Source organism: Actinophytocola sp. (assembly GCF_035634895.1).
Classification (GTDB): Bacteria; Actinomycetota; Actinomycetes; order Mycobacteriales; family Pseudonocardiaceae; genus Actinophytocola.
This window is the reverse complement of record NZ_DASQCC010000095.1, coordinates 1-21,947: the sequence shown is the minus strand read 5'-3', so window position 1 is coordinate 21,947 and position 21,947 is coordinate 1. Positions and strand designations below refer to the sequence as shown.

Genomic DNA, 21,947 nt, shown 5'->3' with positions numbered 1-21,947 from the left:
TGGGCGGCGAAGGAGGTTCGACGTGACAGAGGTACTGCTGGACGGCCGGGGGCTGGTGGAGTCGATCCGCTGGCACGAGGGCCGGTTGTACGTGTCCGACTGGTCGGCCGGCGAGGTGCTCGCCGTGCCCGGCGGGGTGTTCGCGACGGTCCGCTCGCTGCCGCTGTGCTTCGACTGGCTGCCGGACGAGCGTCTCGTTCTGGTGAACTCGGGTGCCGGGGTCCTGCTGCGCCGCGAGGAGGACGGCACGCTGGTCACCCACGCCTCGCTCGGCATGCGCGGCTGGAACGACATCGTGGTCGACGGGCGTGGCAACGTCTTCGTGAACCGGCCCGACTTCACCGGCCCGTCCGGCACGGTCCACCTGGTCGGGCATGGCGAGGTCGCCGGCGGGCTCGCGTTCCCGAACGGCATGGCGGTGGCCGGGGAGACGCTGATCGTCGCGGAGTCGCACGGACACCGGCTGACCGCGTTCGACATCGGCGCGGACGGCACCCTCTCCGGCCGACGGGTGTGGGCGGCGCTGGGCGAGGGCACGCCCGACGGCATCTGCGTCGACGGCGAGGGGGCGGTCTGGTACGCGGACGTGCCGAACAAGTGCTGCGTGCGGGTGGCCGAGGGCGGCGAGGTGCTGGGGAGGGTGGCACTGGACCGCGGCGGCTTCGACTGTGTGGTCGACGGGTCGACGCTGTACGTCGCCGCGGCCGTCTGGCAGGGCATGGCCGAGGACGACATGGTGAAGCCGGGCAGCGGTCAGGTGCTCGCGGTGCCGGTCTGAGGAAGGCCGCGCAGGATCGCGCGTAGGCCGGGGGCGTCCATGAGGTCGACCGGGCGCAGGGTCGTGTTCGAGCGGACGTAGTGGAACGCGGCCCGCACCTGGTCCAACGGCGAACCGGTCAGGCTCGCCCACGCCAGGCGGTACGCGGCCAGCTGCACAGACAGCGCGGGCAGCTCCTCCTCCGAGGGCACCGCGCCGGTCTTCCAGTCCACGACCGTCCAGCCCCCGTCCCGGTCGGCGAAGACCGCGTCGAGCCGGCCGCGCAGCGTCATCCCGTCCACGTCGCACGTGAACGACACCTCGACGTCCGCGGGCGACCGTTCCGCCCAGTCCGACACCAGGAACGAGTCCCGCAGCGCCTCCAGGTCCGCGTCCGACGCCGCGTCGGCGTCCGCCGAGCCCGGCAGCTCGTCCAGGTCCAGCAACGCCCGCGAGCCGAACCGCTTCTCCAGCCACGCGTGGAAGGCCGTGCCCCGCCGCGCCACCGGGTTCGGCGGGAACGGCAGCGGCCGCCGCAGCCGCCGTGCCAGGGCCGCCGGGTCGCGCGCCAGCTCGACCAGCTGGCTCACCGAGATCGACGCCGGCAGGGTCACCTCCTCCCGCCGGTTCGCCGCCGCCGCGCGTTCGGCCAGCAGCACGTCCGTGTCCGCGACCCAGCCCTCCGGGTCGTCGGCCAGCGCCAGCTGCTCGCCCGACCTCAGCTTCGAAAGCTCCTCGCGCACCATCCCCGCCGCGGTCAGCACGTCGTCGCGGGCCATGGACAGCGGGTCGGCCGGCCACAGGGCGGTGCGTTCCGCGGTGGCGAGCGGGTTCTCGTCGTACTCGTCGGGTTCGGGCGCCCAGTGCTCGACCGACGCCACCAGCTCGTCCATCGGGCGGACGGCGTCGGCGACCTCGGTGAAGAACGGCGACGGGCCCTTCGGTCTCGTGCCCGTGCGGCCCCACCAGTGCGCGGACACCAGCAGCGTCCGCTCCGACCGGGTCAGCGCCACGTAACACAGCCGGCGCTCCTCCACGAGGTCCCGCTCCGCGAACGCCTCCGCGTGGTTGGTCAGCTCGACCTCGATGTCCTTGCGGTTCTCCGTGCCGGACAGGTCCAGCATGGGCAGGTCGGCCGTGTCGCCCCGCAGTGCGGCCGGCAGCTCGGTCACCGCACGCAACCAGCACGACGTCCGCTTCCGGCTGGGGAAGACGTCGTTGACCAGGTGCGGGACCGCGACGATCTCCCACTCCAGGCCCTTCGCGCTGTGCACGGTCAGGATCTGCACGCGGTCCTCGGCGACCACGACCTCGCCGGGCTCCAGCCCGTCCTCCGCGCTCTCCGCCGCCGCGAGGTAGTCCAGCAGCGCGGCGAGCGTCGCCGACGGGCTGGCCTGCGCGTAGTCCGAGACGACGTCCGCGAACTTGTTCAGGTGCGCCCGCCGCGCGCCGCCGACCCGGGCGGTCGCCTCGACGTCCAGCAGCATCACGCGTTCCACCTCGGCGACCAGCTCCGGCAGCGGGTGGTCGAGGTGGCGGCGCAGCATCCGCAGCTCGTGGCCCAGCGTCCGGATCCGCCGGTAGCCGTCGTGCGAGTACTGCTCGGCGTCGCCGGGGTCGTCGATGGCGTCGACCAAACCGGCCTGCTCGGCACCCTCCCCCGGCACGATGTCGACAAGTCGACCTTTGCCTTCCGGCTGGTACTCCTGGCTGAGCAGCGCGGCCCGCTTCCACAGCGCCGCCAGGTCCGCGGCGCCGAACCGCCACCGCGCGCCGGTCAGCAGCCGCGCCGCCGCCGAGCCGGCCAGCGGGTCGATCAGCACCCGCAACGTGGACACCAGGTCCCGCACCTCGGGCTCGTCGAGCAGGCCCCCGATGCCGACCACCTCGACCGGCAGTCCCCTGGCACGCAGGGCCGTCGCGAGGTCGGTCATGTCCGCGCGCCGCCGCACGAGCACCGCGGCGGTCGGCGGCCTGCCCCGCTCGTCCGCGGCGAACCGCCAGCGCTGGGCGAGTTCGTCGGCCAGCCATTCGACCTCGGCGTTCGCGTCGGGCAGCAACGCGACGCGGACGTCGGCCGAGCCCCGGCCGGGCGGCGCACGCAGCTCGTCGACGTCCAGCCCGGCACCCCGCAGCGGGCCGGAGATCGCGTTGGCGAGCGCCAGCACCTCCGGCGGGTTGCGGAAGCTCGTCAGCAGGCCGTAGCGGATCGCGGGCTCGAGCTTCTTGTGCTCCAGCCTGGGAAAGTCGGTCGCGAACCGCGGCAGGTTCGCAGCACTCGCGCCTCGCCAGCCGTAGATCGCCTGCACCGGGTCGCCCACGGCCGTGACCGGCATGGGCTTCGTGCCGCCGAACAGCGACCGCAGCAGGATCCGCTGCGCGTGGCCGGTGTCCTGGTACTCGTCGAGCAGCGCTGTGCCGTAGCGCTCCCGTTCCCGCGCCGCCACCTCGGGTTCCGACCTCGCGAGCAACGCGGCGAGCGCCATCTGCTCGGCGAAGTCGAGCGCGCCCTCCCGGCGCTTCGCGTCGCCGTAGGCCTTCACCAGCGGCAGCAACGCGATTCGGAACCGTTGCGCGGCAACGACTTCCTTCAGGTCCTGGGACAGCTCGGCGCGCTGCCGGGGGCCACGGGGGGCCTCCTCGATGGTCAGCGCGAGGTCCTCGCTGTACGCACGCAGCTTGTCCTCGTCGACGAGGTGCTCGGCCAGCTCACCCGCCAGCTCCAGCAGGTAGCGGGTGACCGTGACCGGTACCCGCTCGGTCTCCAGGTCGTGGGTCCAGGTGGAGACCACGCGGTGCGCGAGCTGCCAGCACGCGGTCTCGGTCAGCAGGCGCGCGCCCGGCTCGACCGGCAGCCGCAGCCCGTGCTCGGCGACCAGCCGGCCCGCGTACGCGTGGTAGGTGAGCACGGTCGGCTCCCCCGCGTACAGGTCGGCGAGCAGCGCGCCACTCGGGTCGAGCCGGTACGGCAGCGCGGAACCGGCCAGCCTGCGCAGGCGGGAGCGGACGCGGTCGGCGAGCTGGCGGGCGGCCTTGCGGGTGAAGGTGAGGCCCAGCACACGGTCCGGGGTGACGATTCCGTTGGCCACCAACCAGACCACGCGTGCGGCCATGGTCTCGGTCTTGCCGGCGCCCGCGCCCGCGACGACCAGCGCCGGGTCGGTGGGTGCGGCGATCACCTCGGCCTGCTCGTCGGTTGGTGCCGGCAGACCGAGCTCCCTGGCGAGCTCTCTCGGCGAGATCACTCGGTGACCTGCCGGCCGCTCGCGTGCATCGGGCAGCTCGTCCGCACCGGGCAGCGCGGGCAGTCGGCGTTCTGCCGTGCCGTGTACTCCGGGCCGGTGCTCGCCTCGGCGGCGTCGGCGACCACGCCGGTCCAGTGCTTGACGCCGTCCTCGCCGACCGGGTCCTGGTTCCGTTCGGTCGCGCCCTTCTTGCGGCGGTTGGCCTTCGCGACGTACAGCAGCCGCGCGCCGCCCGGCTCGGCGTCCAGGCCCAGCTCGACGAACGCCCCGTACGCGGCGGCCAGCTGGTACACGGCGAGCTGCGGGTGCTCCTGCGCGTCGGACTCGCTGACCGCCTGCCTGCCGGTCTTCACGTCCACGACGACCGGGCGGTTCTCGCCGTCCTTCTCCAGGCGGTCGACGCGGCCGCGGATGCGCACGTGCGCCTCGGGCACGTCCACCGCGAAGTCGTGCTCGACCGCGACCTGGGTCAGCTCGCCCCGGGTGGCCGTCAACCAGGCGAGGAACGTGTCCAGCATGGCGTGCACCCGCGCGCGTTCGCGGCGGGAGAACCACGGGGCGCCGGCGTCGACGGCGTCCCACGCCCGGTCCAGCTCGGCCCGCAGGTGCACCTCGTCGGCGCCGGACGCGGCGGCCTGGGCGAGCGCGTGCACGAGCACACCGGTGATCGACGCCAGCTCGGCGGGGTCGGTGCCGCCGTGTCTCTCGATCGCCCAGCGCAGCGGGCACTTCGCCAGGGTCTCCACATTGGACGGTGAGACCGTGACCTTGTCCTTCTTGTCGCGCAGGGGGTTCCTGGTCGACAGGTCGGCCACGCCGTACCAGCTGTCAGGGTGCGCGCCCGGCACGCCGGCCTCGGCGAGGCGGGCGAGCTGGCGGGCCGCGTCGCGCCTGCGCTCCTCGGTGGCGTCGCCGTCGACGACCGCCCGGCGCAGGTCGCCGACGAGGTCCGCGAGCACCAGCGCACGCCGGGTGCCGCCGAGCGAGGTCGGGCGGCCGGCGTCGGTCAGCTCCTCGACGTCGACGCCGGACAGCTCGCCGAGGAACCGCGACGGCTGCTCGTCCTCGCCGCGGATGGCCGAGACCAGCAGCCGGCCGCGGGCCCGGCTCGCGGCGACGAGCAGCAGCCGGCGTTCCTCGGCCAGCAGCGGCGCGATCTGTGACAGGTGCGCCGAGTCGGCGACGCCCGCGAGAAGGTCGACCAGCCGCTCGACGCCGAGCAGTGAGCCGCGGAGGCGGAGGTCCGGCCAGGTTCCTTCCTGCACACCGAGAACGGCCACGACCGTCCACTCGCGACCGACGGCCGCGTGCGCGGTGATGACCGAGACGGTGTCCGCGCGCTGCGCGGTCGGGGCCAGGCTGTCGCCCACGATCCGTTGCGCGGCGAGGAAGTCCGCGAACCCGGTCACGCCGGCGCCGGGCAGCCGGTCGGCGTAGCGGGCGGCCGCGTGGAACAGGCCGACGATCGCGTCGAGGTCGCGGTCCGCCTGCGCGCCAGTGGTTCCGCCGCGCTGGGACTGTCTGACCCAGCGGTCCTCCAGGCCGCTCTCCTGCCACACGAGCCACAGGACCTGTTCGATGCCAACGCGTTCGTCGATGGCCTGGCGCGCGGTGGCCAGCAGGCCGGCGATGCGGCGGACGCTCGCGGCCTCGGCGTCGTCCAGCGCGGTGAGGAGGTCGACGTCGTTCAGCACCTCGACGAGCAGCTCGTCGGAGGGCCGGTCCTGCCCGGCGGCGAGCTCGAGTTTGCGCAGACCGCGACGCAGGCGGCGGATGGCGAGCGGGTCGGCGCCGCCGAACTGGCTGGTCAGCAGTGTTTCCGCGCGCTCGGCGGTCAGCAGGTGCGGGTAGGTCGCGATGCGGAGCAGGTCGAGGAACGGCCGGACCGCGGGCTGGCGGGCGAGCGGCAGCTCGTCCGCGTCGGCGGCGACCGGGACGCCCGCGGCGGCCAGCGCGCGGTGCAGGACCGGGGCGGAGCGGCCGACCGAACGGCACAGGACCGCCATCTCCGACCACGGCACGCCGTCGATGAGGTGCGCGCGGCGGAACTGGTCGGCGATCCACGCGGCCTCCGCGGCCTCGGTGGTGTGCAGATGAACGTCCACATGGCCGTTCTGGCGGGAGTTCTCGACCGTCTCCTTGGGGGCGGGCCGCTGGGGAGCCGTGCCGGGCAGCCGCGCGGCGAGGCGGGCGGCCGCTTCCCGTACCGCGGGGGCCATGCGGTGGTTGTGGGTGAGGACGACCGTGCCGCCGTCGGGGTCGGAGTCCGCGAGCAGGCGCGGCTCGGCGCCGCGGAAGGTGAAGACGGCCTGGTCGGGATCGCCGGCGAGGACGAACTCCTTGGCTTTGAGACCGAGCCGGGCGAGCAGGCGGTACTGGAGGGGGTCGAGGTGCTGGGCGTCGTCGACGAGGAGGTACTGGACGCGGTCGCGCTCGGCGGTGAGCAGATCCCGGTCGGTCTCGAAGGCGAGGACGGCGCCGGCGACCAGCTCGGCGGCGTCCAGGGCCGGGGCGGACTCCTGGGCGACGGCGCTGTCCGCGGCGTTGGCGAGGAGCATGACCTGCTCGTACTGGCGGGCGAACCTGCCGACGGCGACCCACTCGGGGCGCTTGGCGTCCTTGCCGACCTTGATCAGGTCCTCGGGGCCGAGCCCGCGTTCCGCGGCGCGGAGCATCAGGTCGCGGAGCTCCTCGGCGAAGCCCGGCACGGTGAGGGCGGGCCAGAGCCGGTCCGGCCACAGGTGGTGGGCGTCGTCCTCGACGTCACCGGCGAGCAGCTCGCGGACGACGGCGTCCTGCTCGGGACCGCTGAGCAGGCGCGGGCCCGGCACGTCGCGCAGGTGCGCGTGGAGGCGGAGGACGGAGAAGGCGTAGGAGTGGACGGTGCGGACGAGCGGTTCGCGGACCGTGCGGGGGAGGTCGCCGGTCTGGTCGTGCTCGGTGATCCGCCGGGCGATGGCGGCCCGTGTCTCCGTCGCCGCCCGCCGGTTGGCGGTGATGACGAGCAGCCGCTCGGGATCGACCCCCTGGTTCAGGATGCGGTCGGCGGCGATCTCGGTCAGCAGGGAGGTCTTGCCGGTGCCCGGACCGCCAAGGACCCGGACGAAGCCGCCGGCGCCGGCGAGCAGGCGCTGGGCAGCCGGCTCCCACCGGAACGGTGCGCGCGGCGCCACCGGCCGGCGCACGAGCCGGGGAGCGTTCGCGACGACCACCGGACGATGGAACCACGCCGGACTCGGTTCGGTAACACCGGCACGCCGGCATACTTGTCGCCGTGGTGTCAGAGGAGCTGCACGAGCGCGTGCGGGAGATCATCAGGTCGATTCCACCCGGGCGGGTGGCGTCGTACGGGGACATCGCCGCCATGGCGTCCGCCTCGACGCCCCGGCTGGTGGGACGCATCCTGTCCGAGGACGGCCACGACCTCCCGTGGCACCGCGTCATCCGCTCGAACGGCGTCCCCGCCCAAGGCCTCGCCCGCCGCCAACTGGAACTGCTACGCGCGGAAGGCGTCCTCGCCGACGGCGAAAAGGTCAACATGCGCAAGTACCGCTGGCACCCCTAACCCGCGAGTCCCGCGTTCAGACATACCGAGTCCCGCGTTCACACATACCGAGTCGCGTTCGCGCCGATCTTGTGTGCACGAAACCGCAACTCGATGTGTCCGAACGCGGGACTCGCGGTGTTTGAACGCGGGACTCGCGGTGTTTGAACGCGGGACTCGCGGTTAGGGGTTGAGCTTCTTGCGGTCGGGGTTTGGGTCTTCCTTGGGCTGGTCGGTTGACAGGCCCTTCTTGACGGAGTCCAGAATGGCCAGGCCCTGGCCTACCAGGCCTGCCGCCATCTCGCCCAGGCCGTCGGCGCCGCTCAGGATGTTGACGTTCGCGCCCTTGAGGCCGCCGGCCGCCTCCTTCACGATCTGCGGCAGCTGCTCGATGATCAGGCGGTCCAGTGCCACGCGGTCGTACGAGGCGGCGGCCGCAGCCTGGATCTCCGTCGCCTCGGCCTCGGCCTTCGCGATGATGCGGACCCGGTCCGCCTCGGCCTGGGCCGGCTTCACGACCTCGGCCACCAGCTGCTGCTCCCGCAGGGACGCCTCGCGCTGGGCCAGCTCGGTCCGGGCGTTGATGACCTCCTGTGTCGCGATCGCCTGCGCGAGCGGGCCGGACTGGGCGGCCTCGGACTGCGCCTTGTCGATCTCCGCCTTGTACTGGGCCTGCACGACGGCCGTCTGCCGCGCGTACTCGGCCTGCTTGCGGGCGGACTCCTGCTGGGCCTCCGCCGCCGCCTGGTTGGCCCTGGCCTGCGCGATCTGCGCCTCCCGCTGGACGGCGGCGTTGTGCGGCGCCGACAGCGCCGAGATGTAGCCGAGGTCCAGGTCGTCGATCGACTGGATCTGCAGCGAGTCGATGGTCAGCCCGATCCGCGCCATCTCGGTGGCCGAGGCGTCGAGCACCTCCAGTGCCAGCTTCTGCCGCTCGGTGATGATCTCCTCGACGGTCATCGCGCCGACGATCGACCGCAGGTGACCGGAGAAGATGCGGCCGGTCAGGTCCTCCATCTGCCGCTGGTCGGACAGGAAGCGCTGCCCGGCGTTGACGATGCTCTCCATGTCGTTGCCGACCTTGAACGCGATCACCGCACGCACCTTCAGCGTGATCGCCTGCTTGGTCACGCAGGTCTCGGTGATCTCGGCCTCCGCCATGTGCAGCGAGAGGAACCGGACCTTGCGGAAGAAGGGCATCACGAACGCGCCCCGTCCGGTCACCACCCGGAAGGGCGCGTTGCTCTCGCCCCTGACCTTGCCGCCGGAGATGAGCATCGCCTCATCGGGGGCGGGCACGCGGTAGAAGAACATCACAGAGCTCCCATTGGATCTGTCCAGGGCGTGACGTCGACCGCACGCGCCCCTCGTGAGTCGACGACCAGAACGGTCGCGCCTTTCGGAAGCGGCTCGTCGGAGAAGGCGAGAAACGTCTCAGACCCACCCCGGATCTTGACCAGCACCTCGCCGGGGCCCCCGCCACCACGCGTACCGACCACCAGCACGCCGATACAACCGACGGGTGAGTCGTCGGCCGAGTCGTCAGCGTTCATCGCCGCTTCACGCTTGCACGCTAGCGCACCCGTAATCGGTCCCGTGCCACCTTTACAGATCGTTTATCCGCCGGGTCAGAAAACGGCGTTCGACGTCGGTGGGCGCCAATTCCAGAGCCTCCTCGTAGGCCGCTTTCGCCTCGTCCGGGCGGTTCATCCGTCGCAACAGGTCCGCGCGGGTGGCGGGCAGCAGGTGGTAGCCGACAAGATCGTCGCGCAGCTGGTCCACCAGCGCCAGTCCAGCGGCCGGGCCGTCGACCTCGGCGACCGCGACCGCCCGGTTCAGCTCGACGACCGGTGACGGATTCAGCCGAGCGACCAGCCCGTACAGGTCGGCGATCCGCTGCCAGTCGGTGTCCGCCGACCGCTCGGCGGTGGCGTGACAGCCCGCGATCGCCGCCTGCAGCTGGTACGGACCGGGCCGGGCCCGGTCGAACGCCGCGTCGAGCACGGCGACCCCCTCGTCGATCATGGCGCGGTCCCAGCGGGCGCGGTCCTGGTCGGCGAGCGTGACCAGCTCGCCCGCGTAGGTGCGGGTCGCGCGGCGGCTCTCGTGGAACAGCATCAGCGCGAGCAGGCCCTTCGTCTCCGGCTCGGCCGGCATCAGCTCGGCGAGCACGCGGGCGAGCCGGATCGCCTCGGTGGACAGCTCGGCGCGGGAGTAGCCCCGGTTGAACAGCAGGTACAGCACGCCGAGCACGCCGGTGGTGCGTTCCGGCAGCAGCTCGGCCGGCGGCACGCGATACGGGATGCGGGCGTTGCGGATCTTGCGCTTGGCACGCACGAGCCGCTGCGCCATCGTCGCCTCCGGCACCAGGAACGCCTGCGCGATCTCGACCGTGGTGAGCCCGGCGAGGGTGCGCAGCGTCAGTGCGACCTGTGCCTCCAGCGGCAGGGCCGGGTGGCAGCAGGTGAACATCAGCCGCAGCCGGTCGTCGGGCACCGCGTCCGGTTCCGCCGTCTCCGGCTCCGCCGGCGCGATGGGCGCGAGCCTGCGCAGCCGGTTGGTCTCGGCGGCGCCGCGGCGGATGCGGTCGAGGGCGCGGTTACGTGCGGTGGTCGTGAGCCACGCCCCGGGGCGGCGCGGCACGCCGTCCCGGGGCCAGGTCGCCAACGCGCTGGCGAACGCGTCCGAGGCACACTCCTCGGCGAGGTCCCAGTCGCCGGTGACGCGGATCAGCGTGGCGACGACGCGTCCCCACTCCGAGCGGAACGCGTCGTCGAGCGCCTCCCTCACTCCCATACGGGTCGCAGCTCGATCGCGCCGAACCTCGCGACCGGGTGTTTGGCCGCCACCTCGACCGCCTCCTCGACGCTGGCGAACTCCATGAGGTCGTAGCCGGCGATCTGTTCCTTGGTCTCGGCGAAGGGACCGTCGGAGACGAAGGTGCCGCCGCCGTCCTTGGGCCAGAGGGTGGTGGCGTCGCTGACGGGACGGAGCCGCTGGCCTTCGAGGCGCTGGCCGTTGGCGGTCGTCTCGTCGGCCCAGGCCATCGGATCGGGATCGACGGGGTCGAGATCGGGGTCGACGGTGACGAACATCAGGAAACGCATCAGTCCTCCTCGATGGGCCAGAACGGACGGATCTCGATGGGGTGATGGCCGGCCGCCGGATGGGTCGACGCGATGGCGATGGCCTCGTCGAGGTCGGCGCACTCGACGATCTCGACGCCGCCGACGTGCTCCTTGGTCTCGGCGAAGGGCCCGTCGGACCGCAGCGTCCTGCCGTCACGGACCCGCACGGTGACGGCCTCGACGGGCGGGCGCAGGAGCGTGCCGACCCGGCGGGCGCCCCGCGACTCGACGTCACGCAGCCAGGCCATGAACTCGGGCCGCGCGTCGATCTCGGCGGGACTGTCGAGGTGGTCGCCGGTGATCATCAACATGTACTGCACGTGTGTCCTCCTCGTCCGCTGCCCGGTGCAGCGTCTCACCCCCACGACGCGGCACCGGCCCGAAATCGACAGGCTCGCCATCGACGATCGCGGTTGGTTGAGAAACCCGCGGTGGCGTGCGTCGCGCACGGAGACGCTGACGCTCGGCCTGCCCCGAGACGCCGGCGTTCAGACCGTCGTGACCAGTCGCGCGGCACGCTCCAGGCCACGCATGGACTGCTCTGTCGAGTGCGGGTGCAGGGCGTGCACGGCGAGCCGGAACAGCAACGCGTGCAACAGTGCCTGCGGCCACTCGGGCAGGTGCGACCACCGGTTCGGCAGGCCGTCGTCGGCGCCGCCCCAGGCGAGGGCGTCGACGACCATCACCGCGGCGGCCCACTCGGGCGGCCGGTTGAACGCGACGAGGTCGATGATGCCCGGGGGCTCGCCGCCGTCGAAGAGGACGTTGCCGAAGAGGTCACCGTGCACGACCTGCGGCCGTAGCCCGAGCGGCTTGCGTGCGCCGGAGATGACGTCGAACAGCCGCCCGCCGAGCGCCGGGTTCAGCGGCGCGTCCTCGATGCCCGCGGCGGCGCGGTCGGCCATGGCGAACACGTCGGCGCGGGTCGCGACGAAACGCGGCACGGGCAGGTCGGCGGTGGCCTTGTGCAGGCGCAGGGAGGCGGCGATCACGTCGTCGTAGCGAGGCTCCGGGGTGCCGGAGACGTAGCGGAAACCGACCCATCCGCCGACGACGTACCGTCCGTCGCTCGACCGCAGGGACCGACCGATACGCAGGTCGGGCACGCTCAGCTCGCTGAGCGTCTGCGCGACCCACGACGCCTCGGCGGGGTTGGTGACCGGGCGCAGGCCGATGTCGTCGCAGCGCCACTGCGTGCCGGCGCCGACCAGTTCCGGCACGCTGTCCTTCGCGCCGAACGAGGCACGCACGTGCTGGGGCGGCGGGGACGCGGTCACGAGCGGCCACGCTACCCGCCCGACCCGTCACACGTCGTGAATGCCACGCGGTCGTGGCGCGCCCTGACCCGAATCGGCGGCGACGGTCACCCGGTCGGTCAGGCGGGCGGGGTGCGACCTCGGGTCGAGATACGGGACGCGCCCGCGCGGCCGGGTGGGACCGGGCGGGCGCGTACGCCGAATCAGTACGTCGGCAGGCTCGGGTCCACGTCGCGGGCCCAGCCCAGGACACCGCCGCCGACATGGACCGCGTCCTTGAAGCCGGCCTTGTGGAGCGCGGCCAGCGCCTCCGCGGAGCGGGCGCCGGACTTGCAGTGCAGCACGATCGGCTTGTCCTGTGGCAGCGACGCGAGCGCGGCCCCGGACAGGATCTCGTCCTTCGGGATCAGGACCGAGCCGGGGATCTTCACGATCTCGTACTCGTGTGGCTCGCGGACGTCGATCAGGGCGAAGTTGTCGCCGCGGTCGAACTTCTCCTTGAGCTCCCTCGGGGTGATCGTGTGGTTGGCCGCCGCCTGCTGGGCGTCGTCCGACACCACGCCGCAGAACGCGTCGTAGTCGATCAGGCCCTCGATCGGCTTGGTCTCGGGGTCCTTGCGGATACGAATCGTCCGGTACGACATCTCCAGCGCGTCGTACACCATCAGGCGGCCCAGCAGTGGCTCGCCGATCCCCGTGATCAGCTTGATGGCCTCGGTCACCATCACCGAGCCGATCGACGCGCACAGCACGCCGAGGACGCCGCCCTCGGCGCACGACGGGACCATGCCGGGCGGCGGGGGCTCTGGGTAGAGGTCGCGGTAGTTCAGGCCCTGACCGTTCGGCGCGTCCTCCCAGAACACGCTGACCTGGCCCTCGAACCGGAAGATCGAGCCCCAGACGTACGGCTTGCCCAGCAGCACCGCGGCGTCGTTGACCAGGTAGCGGGTGGCGAAGTTGTCGGTGCCGTCCAGGATCAGGTCGTAGCCGGCGAACACCGCCAGCGCGTTGTCCGAGGTCAGCTGCTCCTGGTGCAGGACAACGTGCACGAGCGGGTTGATCTCGGCGATCGACTCCTTGGCCGACACCGCCTTCGGCTTGCCGACGTCCGAGACGCCGTGAATCACCTGGCGCTGCAGGTTCGACTCGTCGACGACGTCGAAGTCGATGACGCCGAGCGTGCCAACGCCGGCCGCGGCCAGGTACAGCAGGGCGGGGCTGCCCAGCCCACCGGCGCCGACGACGAGCACCTTCGCGTTCTTCAACCGCTTCTGCCCGTCGACCCCGACATCCGGGATGATCAGGTGACGGCTGTAGCGGGCGACCTCGTCCTTGGTCAGCTCGGCGGCCGGCTCCACCAGCGGTGGCAAACCGCTTGCCATGGGTTCCTCCTCGACGCGTGACTTGGTGAACCCAAGTCTCCACACCTTCAACGCGATCGTCCCACTCGGCCTTCCCCGGCTCCCACATCGCGAGACGCGCGGCGGCGCGGATCAGGTCGGCGGTTGCGCCTGCGGGTTGGGCCACTGGTTGAAGCGGCACGTCTTGCCGTCCGCCTGCACCGGGTCGTCGTTGTCGGCCTGCTGGTTGAGCTGCGCGACGTAGTTGTTCGACGTGCCGAACGACTGCTGCATCATCACCGGGGCCAGCCCGCCCTGCTCAGTGCAGCCGACGTGCCCGTTGCCGAACGCGTGCCCGATCTCGTGGTTGATGGCGTACTCGCGGTAGGACCCGATGTCGCCGCCGAAGGCCAGCGCGCCCCGCACCCAGCGCGCCAGGTTGATCATCACGCGCTTCTCCGAGCGTCGCCAGCACGACGACTCGTACTTGATCGAGTAGCCGCAGAAGTCCGGCCGGTGCACGGTGTCGGGCGTCGCCAGGGTGAACCGGATGTCCGGCTTCGCGTTGCCGTCGACCCGCTGCACCGACACCTGCCCGGTCCCCGCCCAGCCGCGCGGGTCGGCGAGCGTCGAGTCGACCAGCCGGCCGAACGAGTCGCTGCCGCCGTACGGGGCCAGGTCGATCCCGTCCTCGACCTCGATCGTGTAGGTGAACACCTTCCCGCCGCCGCCGACCCGAGGAGTCGTGCCGGCGACCACGGAGAAGTTGCCGGAGCCCCCCTGCAGGTAGTCCGGACCCGCCGGCAGCTCGGCGGTCGGGATGTTCGGGTTGGCGGCCTTGGCCGGCTTCTCGGTGACCCGCGGACCGCCCACGTACACGTCACCGGTGTCCGGGGCGTCGCGGGTGGTCGTCGACCCGGCGGCCGCCGCGCCCGGCGAGTCCTTGTCGTTCACGGTCTGGACCACGACCAGCGCGGTCACCGCGAGCAGCAGCGGCACCGCGTAGATACGCCAGCCGTACGCGGCCAGCCCGCCCTTCTTGTGCCGCACCGCCCGGCGCCTGCCCGTCGGCGGGTCGTCCGTGGGGCGCCACTTCGCGGCCAACGGCTCTGCCGACGTGCGGCGCTCATCGGCGCGATACCGGTCACGGACAGGTCTCGTCACGACAACAAGAGTGCCACAGGGGGAATACCGGCGCGCGACTCACCAGTTGCCAGCGGCACTCTGCTCCCACATCCCCAGCACCGCGCGGGCGACCGTGCCCGGCCGCTCCATCTGCGCGACGTGCCCGGTCCTCGGCAGCACCAGCAGCCGCGCCCTCGGGATCAGGCGTGCCGTCCTCGGCGCCTTGCGCACGGTGACCAGCTTGTCGTCGGCGCCCCACACGACCAGTGTCGGCGCCTTGATCCGCGGCGCGAGCGACCACATCGACCTCGACCTCGGCGCCATCCACGACCGGAACAGGCCGATCGTGCTGCGGGCGAGCGCGGGGTTGGCCCACACCAGCCGCTCGCGCTCCGCGAGCTCCCGGCCCGCCTCGTCCCGGCGGGACTGCGGGATCTTGTCCGGCTCGGCGAAGCACAGCCGCAGCAGCCGCATGACACGTACGTCGGCCGGTTCGGACGCCATGCGCCTGCGCACCGACGCGCCGACCAGCGGCAGGTAGGCGACGGCCAGCCGCGGGTCGGACATGCGCGAGGCGAACGGCCGCAGGTCCGGCACCGCCGGCGACACGAGCGTCAGCGTGCGCACCAGGTCGGGGTGGTCGGCGGCGACGTACATGGAGATCGCGCCGCCCATCGAGTTGCCGAACAGGTGGACCGGGCCGGCGCCGAGACCTCGGATGAAACGGGCGACCGCGTCCGCGTGCGCGGGGATGGAGTAGTCGAAGACACGCGGCGGTTCGGACCGGCCGAACCCGGGTAGGTCCAGGGACAGGCCGGGCGCGAAGCCGGAGAGCTGATCCGCCAGGTCGGTCCAGTTGGTGGCCGAGCCGCCGAGGCCGTGCACGTAGACGGCGGTCGGCACACCGTCCGGACCAGGCGTGACGCGGACGTGGAGCCGCACTTCGCCGGAGGTCCGGTCCTCGCCGGGCCACGGCGGGATCGACATGTCCACGGCCGGCAGGACGGCGTCCGACATGGGGACGAACGTGACGGGAGGACGTGGCTCGGCGAAAGCACTCATCGTTCCAGTGTCCATGACTCTCCCGGTGGAGCATTACCGGCGAGTAAGGTCGGACCACGGGTCGGTGACCCCGATTCGCGAGGGACCCGGAGGGGTTTTATGTCGGAAACGATTCAGCACGGGCTGGCTGGACAGGGGAACCGAGCGGCGCGACTGCCGCGTACGGCGCGGCGGGCTCAGCTGCTTGCCGCCGCCCAGGACGTCTTCGCGGCCAACGGCTACCACGCGGCGGCCATGGACGAGATCGCGGAGCGGGCCGGAGTGTCCAAGCCCGTGCTCTACCAGCACTTCCCCGGCAAGCTGGAGCTGTACCTCGCGCTGCTGGAGATCCATGTCGACGAGCTCATCATGCGGGTCACCGACGCGATGGAGTCGACCACGGACAACAAGGTGCGGGTCCGCAACGCCGTGAGCGCGTACTTCGACTTCGTGGACGGCGAGAGCCAGGCGTACCGGTTGGTGTTCGAGTCCGACCTGCGCGGCGAGCCGGTCGTCCAGGCGGCAATCGACCGGGGCACCGACGCGTGCGTGCGGGCCATCACGCGGACCATCACCGCGGACGCGGGCCTCGACGAGGAGCCCGCGCGGCTGCTCGCGGTGGGGCTCGTGGGGATCAGCCAGGTGGCGGCGCGCTCGTGGCTCGCCAACAACCGGACGATGACCAAGGACGAGGCCGTGGGCCTGATCAGCACGCTGGCCTGGAAGGGAATCGGCGGCGGCTTCCCACTTCAGCAACACGGCTAGGAGTAGCGTCGCCAAAATGCCAGAAGCAACCGGCGGCTCGACCGGCGACGCGAGACGGGACCGCTGGCGGTCGCATCGCGCGGCTCGGCGGGCGGAGTTCGTCGAGGCCGCGATGCGCGCGCTGGCGGAGCACGGGCCCGAGGTCGGCATGGACCACATCGCGGCGGAGGCCGGGGTGACCAAGCCGGTCCTGTACCGGCACTTCACCGACAAGGCCGACCTGTTCGTGGCGCTCGGCCACCGGGGCACGGAGATCCTCTTCGACCGGCTCATCCCGGCGATGAACAACGAGGAGGCGCCGGTACCGCGGATCCGCAAGAGCCTCGACGCGTTCTTCTCGACGGTCGAGGAGCACCCGCACCTGTACCGGATGCTGCTGCGCCGCAACCTTGCCAACCGGGCGGTCGAGCAGGACATCGTGGCCGAGGACAAGGAGCTCATCGCGCAGGCCCTGTCGACCCTGCTCGGCGACTACCTGCGGGCGATGAGCCTCGACTCGGGCGCCGCGGAGCCGTGGGCGCACGGCATCGTCGGCATGGTCCAGAACGTCAGCGAGTGGTGGCTGGACCGCCAGACGATGAGCCGCGAGGCGGTCGTCGAGTACCTGACCCAGATCATCTGGTCCGCCATCGACGGCTTCACCCGTTCGCATGGGGTCGCCCTCGAACCGAACAAGCCGCTCGAGCTGAACAGGGTCGTGAAGCTGCCGGCGCCCTCGGCCGGCTGAGCGGGCCGGCGCGCGCACGGCATCCGCGTCCGAACACGGGGCCCGGGCACGACGAAGGGCAGGACCCGGAGGCCCTGCCCTCGTGCAAATCCCGGATCAGGCGGTGGCGAAGCCCACACGCCGCGAGTCGGCGGAGCCGATCTCCACGTACGCGACCCTCGCCGCGGGCACCACGTAGCGGCGCCCCTTGTCGTCGATGAGCGTCAACGTGCCCGAGGAGCCCTTCAACGCGTCGGCCACCAACGCCTCGACCTCTTCCGGAGTCTGCGAGCTGTTGATCAGCAGCTCCCGCGCGGTGTCCGCGACTCCGACCTTGACCTCCACGTTGACCTCCAATTACGACAGAACGACGTACTCAGGCTAGCCGAGTCCGAGTGCGGACATCCGCTTGCCATGCTGCTGCTGCAACCGCCGGAACAACGCCGCGATTCCCGCGAGGTCGCCGGTGCCCGCCACGATCAGCTCGGCGAGCCCGTCACGCTCGGCCACGACGTACTGCGCCTGCGTCAGCGCCTCCCCCAGGAGCCGGCGTCCCCACAGGGCCAGCCGGTCGCGCACGGTGCGGTCGGTGTCGATGGCGGCCTGGACCATGCGCTCGGCGAACGCCGAGTGGCCGGTGTCCGCGAGCACCTCGGTGACCAGCGCGGACGTCTCGGGGTCGAGCCAGGTCGCCATCTCCCGGTACAGGTCGGCGGCCAGCCCGTCGCCGACGTACGCCTTGACGAGCGACTCCAGCCACGACCGGGGCGCGGTCGAGGCGTGGAAGGTGTCGAAGTGCCCGATGAACGGCCGCATGGCCTCCCGGACGTCGATGCCGTGCCCGGCGAGATGGCGCTCGATGCGCTGGTAGTGCCCCATCTCGGCGGCGGCCATGGCCGACAGCGCGGCCCGGCCGTCGAGGGACGGGGCGGTCCGCGCGTCCTCGGCGAGCCGGTCGAAGGCCGACAGCTCGCCATAAGCAAGGACTCCGAGCAGGTCAACAACCCCGGGGTCAATGTCCACTTTCGCGGCGGCATCGCCAGACTCGCTCATGGCCCTGAGCGTATCCGGCGAACATCGCAGGTAGACTGAGCCCAAACGCAGGCTTTTTCGCCAGCCGCGTGAAGAGGGTGTGCGCGCCTCGCCGGCCCTCCCGTGCCTCGGCAGACGGTGCGGTCGAGCGGCCCGTCCAGGGCGGAGCGCGCTGGACAAGGGAGAGATTCACATCACTGAGCAGATCAAGGACATGGACGTCATCGAGTTGGAACACAGCGAGGCAGGCGTCCCCGACACCGACACGTCACATCCGCTGAAGGCGGACGCACCGGTCCTCAACGACTCCCCCACGTTCGCCGACTTCGGCGTCCAGGAGGAGATCGTCAAGGCCCTTTCCGAGGCCGGCATCGAGCGGACCTTCGCGATCCAGGAGCTGACCCTGCCGCTGGCGCTCGCCGGCGAGGACATCATCGGCCAGGCACGCACCGGCACCGGCAAGACGCTGGGCTTCGGCGTGCCGCTGCTGCACCGCCTCGACATCCCCGGCGACGGCACCCCACAGGTGCTGGTCGTCGTGCCGACACGCGAGCTGTGCCTGCAGGTCACCCACGACCTGACCGACGCCGGCAAGCACCTCGGCGCCCGCGTGACCTCCGTCTACGGCGGCCGGCCGTACGAGCAGCAGATCGCCGCGCTCCGCAAGGGCGTGGACATCGTCGTGGGCACCCCCGGCCGCCTGCTCGACCTCGCCGAGCAGCGTCACCTGGTGCTCGGCAAGGTCCGCGCGCTGGTGCTCGACGAGGCCGACCGCATGCTCGACCTGGGCTTCCTGCCCGACGTCGAGCGGATCCTCGTCATGGTGCCGGACGAGCGGCAGACCATGCTGTTCTCGGCCACCATGCCGGGCCCGATCATCACGCTGGCCCGCACGTTCCTGCACCAGCCGACCCACATCCGGGCCGAGGAGAACGACGCGGGGGCCATCCACGAGCGCACCCGCCAGTTCGTCTACCGGGCGCACTCGCTCGACAAGATCGAGATCGTGGCGCGGGCGCTGCAGGCGTCGGACCGCGGCCTGACGATGATCTTCAGCCGGACCAAGCGGACCGCGCAGAAGGTCGCCGACGACCTCGAGGAGCGCGGCTTCGCCGTGGCCGCCGTCCACGGTGACCTGGGCCAGGGCGCGCGCGAGCAGTCGCTGCGGGCGTTCCGGTCCGGCAAGGTCGACGTCCTCATCTCCACGGACGTGGCGGCCCGCGGCATCGACATCGACGACGTCACGCACGTGATCAACTTCCAGTGCCCCGAGGACGAGGGCACCTACGTGCACCGGATCGGCCGCACGGGCCGCGCCGGGCGCGAGGGGGTGGCCGTCACGCTCGTCGACTGGGACGAGGAGCCGCGCTGGAAGCTGATCAGCGACACGCTGGGCCTGGACATGCCGGAGCCGGTGGAGACGTACTCGACGTCGCCGCACCTGTTCGCCGACCTGGGCATCCCCGAGGACTCGACCGGTCGGCTGCCGCTGGCGAAGCGGACCCGCGCCGGCCTGGCGGCCGAGCCCGAGGAGGACCTGGGCGGCAAGAAGAAGAGCCGCAACCGGAAGCGCACGCGCCCGGCCGGCAAGAGCACCACGGACAAGCCCCGCAAGGCCGAGGCGAGCGAGCCCACCGGCGAGCCACGCCAGCGCAGGCGGACCCGCCGCCGTGGTGGCGAGGGCGAGGCGGCCGCCGAGACGCCGGAGGTGACCTCGGCGCCCAAGTCGGACCGGCCGGCCCGCAACCGGAACCGGACCCGCAGGCGGGGCGGCGTGCCCGTGAGCGAGACGCCCAACACGAGCGAAACAGGCGGTTCGGCAGACTAGTCGCGTGACTATCGGCGACGAGGACGTGCTTCACGGGACCGACGAACCTGTCGAGCACGGGGAGCGGACGAGTTTCCACCGCAAGCGGGACGTCCTCGTCGCCGCCGTGATCGCGGTGGCGGTACTCGTGGGCGGGCTGCTCCTGTGGCGGTCCAGCGACATCCGCGCGACCGCCTCGCAGACCTATGCGGGCACCATGTCCTCCCCGGCCCGGCCGGCGACCTTCCCGCCGTCGCTCGGCGAGGTGTGGCGGGCGAAGTCGTCCGCCACGCCGGAGCCCGTGGCCGTCGGCCCGGCGGTCGTCACCGGGAACGGCGGCGAGGTCGCCGGCCGCGACCCGCTGACCGGCGAGGTGCGCTGGCGCTACACCCGGAACCTGCCGCTGTGCACGGTCACCGGGGCGTGGCAGATGGCCATCGCCGTGTACGCCAGGACCGGTGACCTGCTGCCCGACGGCGACCCGCGCAAGAAGGGCGGCTGCAGCGAGGTGACCGCGCTCTGGCCGGCGACGGGCCAGCGCGGGCGGCCGACGCAGGACAACGAGCAGCCGGACAAGCCGTTCCAGGGCCAGCGTGACTCCGACGCCGAGTTGGGCACGCGGCTGCTGTACGACAACAGCGGCTACGTCACCACCACCGGGTCGCGACTGCTCACGACCTGGCGGTCGGACCTCGTGCAGACCATGGAGTACGGCAGGATCCCGGCCGTCGTGAACCCGGACAAGCAGCCGCGGGTCGGCTGCACGTACGGGACGGTCTCGGTGGCGTCCGGCAAGATCGCCGTCATCGAGCACTGCCCGACCGACCCGAGCGACCGCCTGACCGTCTACAAGGCGACCGGCAACGAGAACGACTCCGAGAAGCCGGTCATCGAGTCGAGTGTCGTGGTCGGCAAGGGCGCGCAGGTCGTGGCGATGAGCGACCAGTGCCGGCTGGACCCCGCGAAGCCGGACGAGGTGGCGCGGTGCACCGCGATCGTGACGCCGAACCCGAACCAGCTGGTCGTGCTCGACGAGAAGGGCGTGCAGGTCAAGACCTACCCGCTGGCGATCGGCGTGAACGACCTGCGCACCGAGCCGAAGGACCACACGGTGGCCGTGAACCGGGTGACCGGCGCGGTGTACTGGTTCACCGGCACGAAGACAATCGCGCTGTCGCTCGACGACCTCCGGCCACTGTGGACGGTCGACCGCGCGCTCGGTCCCGGCACCGCGTTCGCCGGCAAGATCCTGGTTCCGGTGTCCGGCGGGATAGCCGTGCTCGACCCGGCGACCGGCCAACAGGTCGCGAAGACACCCGTCGACCGCGGTGACTACGACGGCCTGGTCACGATGTCGAAGATCGGTCCGATCGTGCTGGAACAGCGGGGCGACACGCTGGTCGCGCTGCGCTGACCGGTGGCCGACCGGTGGCTGGTCGCCGCGCTGGTCAGGGTACGGTCACGAGGTCGCGGGTAACTCTTCACGACTTTCGTGCTGTCGGCCACAAGTCAGCGAGGACTCCACGCTTTTGCGAGCTCTTCTGGGGCACACTCAAGGTGTGAGCACTCCGTCGCAGTTGACCCCGAACGGGGCGGACCGGGTTGACCTACACGGCCGGTACGGTCCGGTCGCCGCGTTACGCAGGCGTGCCGTCAACACGACGGAACCGCGCCCGACCGCGCTGTTGATGCCCGGCTACACCGGGTCCAAAGAGGACTTCGCACCCCTGCTCGACGCCATCGCGGCGGGCGGGTTCGACGCCATCGCCATCGACCTGCCTGGGCAGTACGAGTCCGCCGGCCCGGACGACGAGGCCGCGTACCAGCCGTCGGCGCTCGGCGCGGTGGTCGCCGAGCTGGTCGGCAAGCTCGCGACCGAGGGCGGTCCGGTCGTGCTGCTCGGCCATTCGTTCGGCGGGCTGGTGGCGCGGGCCGCCGTGCTGGCCGGCGCGCCCGTGGCCGGGCTGACGCTGATGTGCACCGGGCCGTCCGAGCTGCCGGAGGGCCTGCGGCGACAGACACTCGACATCGGCGAGCCGACCATGCGCAAGCACGGCATCGAGGCGGTGCAGAAGCTGCGGGAGCAGCTGGACGCGATGAGCCCGCCGAACCCGGCGGTCACCCCGGCGCTGACGGCGTTCCTCCGCGAGCGGTTCGTGCGGTCACGGCCGGCGGCGCTGCTGGGCAAGGCCAGGGCCCTG

Annotated in this window: 20 protein-coding genes; 7 read left to right on the top strand and 13 right to left on the bottom strand. The window is 72.0% G+C overall.

Annotation, left to right across the window (positions count from 1 at the left end; genetic code table 11):
• Positions 1–22: 22 nt before the first annotated feature.
• Entirely contained in the window at positions 23–778 is a 756-nt protein-coding gene (locus tag VET29_RS13110; RefSeq protein WP_324919612.1) for an SMP-30/gluconolactonase/LRE family protein, read from the top strand.
• Here the strand turns inward: VET29_RS13110 and VET29_RS13105 are convergent.
• Positions 754–4,002, bottom strand: coding sequence for an ATP-dependent DNA helicase (locus VET29_RS13105; RefSeq protein ID WP_324919610.1), 3,249 nt, complete (start codon positions 4,000–4,002; stop codon positions 754–756). The genes VET29_RS13110 and VET29_RS13105 overlap by 25 nt on opposite strands.
• Positions 3,999–7,214, bottom strand: a complete 3,216-nt coding sequence (locus tag VET29_RS13100; protein ID WP_324919608.1) for an ATP-dependent DNA helicase — start codon at positions 7,212–7,214, stop codon at positions 3,999–4,001. The genes VET29_RS13105 and VET29_RS13100 overlap by 4 nt, the downstream gene beginning before the upstream one ends.
• Positions 7,215–7,279: 65 nt before the next feature.
• Here VET29_RS13100 and VET29_RS13095 point away from each other — a divergent pair, with 65 nt between their 5' ends.
• The gene (locus VET29_RS13095) at positions 7,280–7,567 is read left to right on the top strand and encodes an MGMT family protein (protein WP_324919685.1); all 288 of its coding nucleotides are present in this window, start codon (positions 7,280–7,282) and stop codon (positions 7,565–7,567) included.
• A gap of 162 nt (positions 7,568–7,729) precedes the next feature.
• Here VET29_RS13095 and VET29_RS13090 read toward each other — a convergent pair whose 3' ends face one another.
• The 9 genes from VET29_RS13090 to VET29_RS13050 form a co-directional block, all read right to left on the bottom strand.
• On the bottom strand, positions 7,730–8,860 hold the full coding sequence (locus tag VET29_RS13090; protein WP_324919606.1) for a flotillin family protein: 1,131 nt from the start codon (positions 8,858–8,860) through the stop codon (positions 7,730–7,732).
• The gene (locus VET29_RS13085; protein ID WP_324919604.1) at positions 8,860–9,099 is read right to left on the bottom strand and encodes a hypothetical protein; all 240 of its coding nucleotides are present in this window, start codon (positions 9,097–9,099) and stop codon (positions 8,860–8,862) included. The genes VET29_RS13090 and VET29_RS13085 overlap by 1 nt, the downstream gene beginning before the upstream one ends.
• A gap of 52 nt (positions 9,100–9,151) precedes the next feature.
• Positions 9,152–10,342 carry an RNA polymerase sigma factor gene (locus VET29_RS13080; RefSeq protein ID WP_324919602.1) on the bottom strand — a complete coding sequence of 397 codons (1,191 nt, stop codon included), beginning with the start codon at positions 10,340–10,342 and terminating at the stop codon, positions 9,152–9,154.
• On the bottom strand, positions 10,333–10,653 hold the full coding sequence (locus VET29_RS13075; RefSeq protein WP_324919600.1) for a YciI family protein: 321 nt from the start codon (positions 10,651–10,653) through the stop codon (positions 10,333–10,335). Before VET29_RS13075 ends, VET29_RS13080 begins: the two co-directional genes overlap by 10 nt.
• Positions 10,653–10,985, bottom strand: a complete 333-nt coding sequence (locus VET29_RS13070) for a YciI family protein (protein ID WP_349256443.1) — start codon at positions 10,983–10,985, stop codon at positions 10,653–10,655. Before VET29_RS13070 ends, VET29_RS13075 begins: the two co-directional genes overlap by 1 nt.
• Positions 10,986–11,162: 177 nt before the next feature.
• Positions 11,163–11,951, bottom strand: coding sequence for a TIGR02569 family protein (locus VET29_RS13065; protein WP_324919596.1), 789 nt, complete (start codon positions 11,949–11,951; stop codon positions 11,163–11,165).
• 182 nt (positions 11,952–12,133) lie between these two features.
• On the bottom strand, positions 12,134–13,312 hold the full coding sequence (gene moeZ / locus VET29_RS13060; RefSeq protein WP_324919594.1) for an adenylyltransferase/sulfurtransferase MoeZ: 1,179 nt from the start codon (positions 13,310–13,312) through the stop codon (positions 12,134–12,136).
• Between the two features lie 111 nt (positions 13,313–13,423).
• A complete protein-coding gene (locus tag VET29_RS13055) occupies positions 13,424–14,434 on the bottom strand; it encodes a DUF3152 domain-containing protein (protein WP_324919592.1) in 1,011 nt (336 codons plus the stop codon).
• 39 nt (positions 14,435–14,473) lie between these two features.
• Positions 14,474–15,457 (bottom strand): alpha/beta fold hydrolase, encoded by a 984-nt coding sequence (locus VET29_RS13050; RefSeq protein ID WP_324919590.1) that lies wholly within the window; start codon positions 15,455–15,457, stop codon positions 14,474–14,476.
• 99 nt (positions 15,458–15,556) lie between these two features.
• Here VET29_RS13050 and VET29_RS13045 point away from each other — a divergent pair, with 99 nt between their 5' ends.
• On the top strand, positions 15,557–16,201 hold the full coding sequence (locus VET29_RS13045) for a TetR/AcrR family transcriptional regulator (RefSeq protein WP_324919588.1): 645 nt from the start codon (positions 15,557–15,559) through the stop codon (positions 16,199–16,201).
• A 16-nt stretch (positions 16,202–16,217) separates the two neighbouring features.
• The gene (locus VET29_RS13040; protein ID WP_324919586.1) at positions 16,218–16,928 is read left to right on the top strand and encodes a TetR/AcrR family transcriptional regulator; all 711 of its coding nucleotides are present in this window, start codon (positions 16,218–16,220) and stop codon (positions 16,926–16,928) included.
• Between the two features lie 96 nt (positions 16,929–17,024).
• Here VET29_RS13040 and VET29_RS13035 read toward each other — a convergent pair whose 3' ends face one another.
• The gene (locus tag VET29_RS13035) at positions 17,025–17,252 is read right to left on the bottom strand and encodes a DUF3107 domain-containing protein (protein ID WP_324919584.1); all 228 of its coding nucleotides are present in this window, start codon (positions 17,250–17,252) and stop codon (positions 17,025–17,027) included.
• 36 nt (positions 17,253–17,288) lie between these two features.
• On the bottom strand, positions 17,289–17,960 hold the full coding sequence (locus VET29_RS13030) for a ferritin-like fold-containing protein (protein ID WP_324919582.1): 672 nt from the start codon (positions 17,958–17,960) through the stop codon (positions 17,289–17,291).
• A gap of 193 nt (positions 17,961–18,153) precedes the next feature.
• On the opposite strand from VET29_RS13030, the gene VET29_RS13025 reads away from it, so the two are divergent.
• The 3 genes from VET29_RS13025 to VET29_RS13015 form a co-directional block, all read left to right on the top strand.
• The gene (locus VET29_RS13025) at positions 18,154–19,767 is read left to right on the top strand and encodes a DEAD/DEAH box helicase (protein WP_324919580.1); all 1,614 of its coding nucleotides are present in this window, start codon (positions 18,154–18,156) and stop codon (positions 19,765–19,767) included.
• A gap of 4 nt (positions 19,768–19,771) precedes the next feature.
• Positions 19,772–21,160 carry a hypothetical protein gene (locus VET29_RS13020; RefSeq protein WP_324919578.1) on the top strand — a complete coding sequence of 463 codons (1,389 nt, stop codon included), beginning with the start codon at positions 19,772–19,774 and terminating at the stop codon, positions 21,158–21,160.
• Positions 21,161–21,305: 145 nt separating this feature from the next.
• On the top strand, positions 21,306–21,947 hold a 642-nt coding region (locus tag VET29_RS13015; RefSeq protein WP_324919576.1), incomplete at its 3' end, for an alpha/beta hydrolase.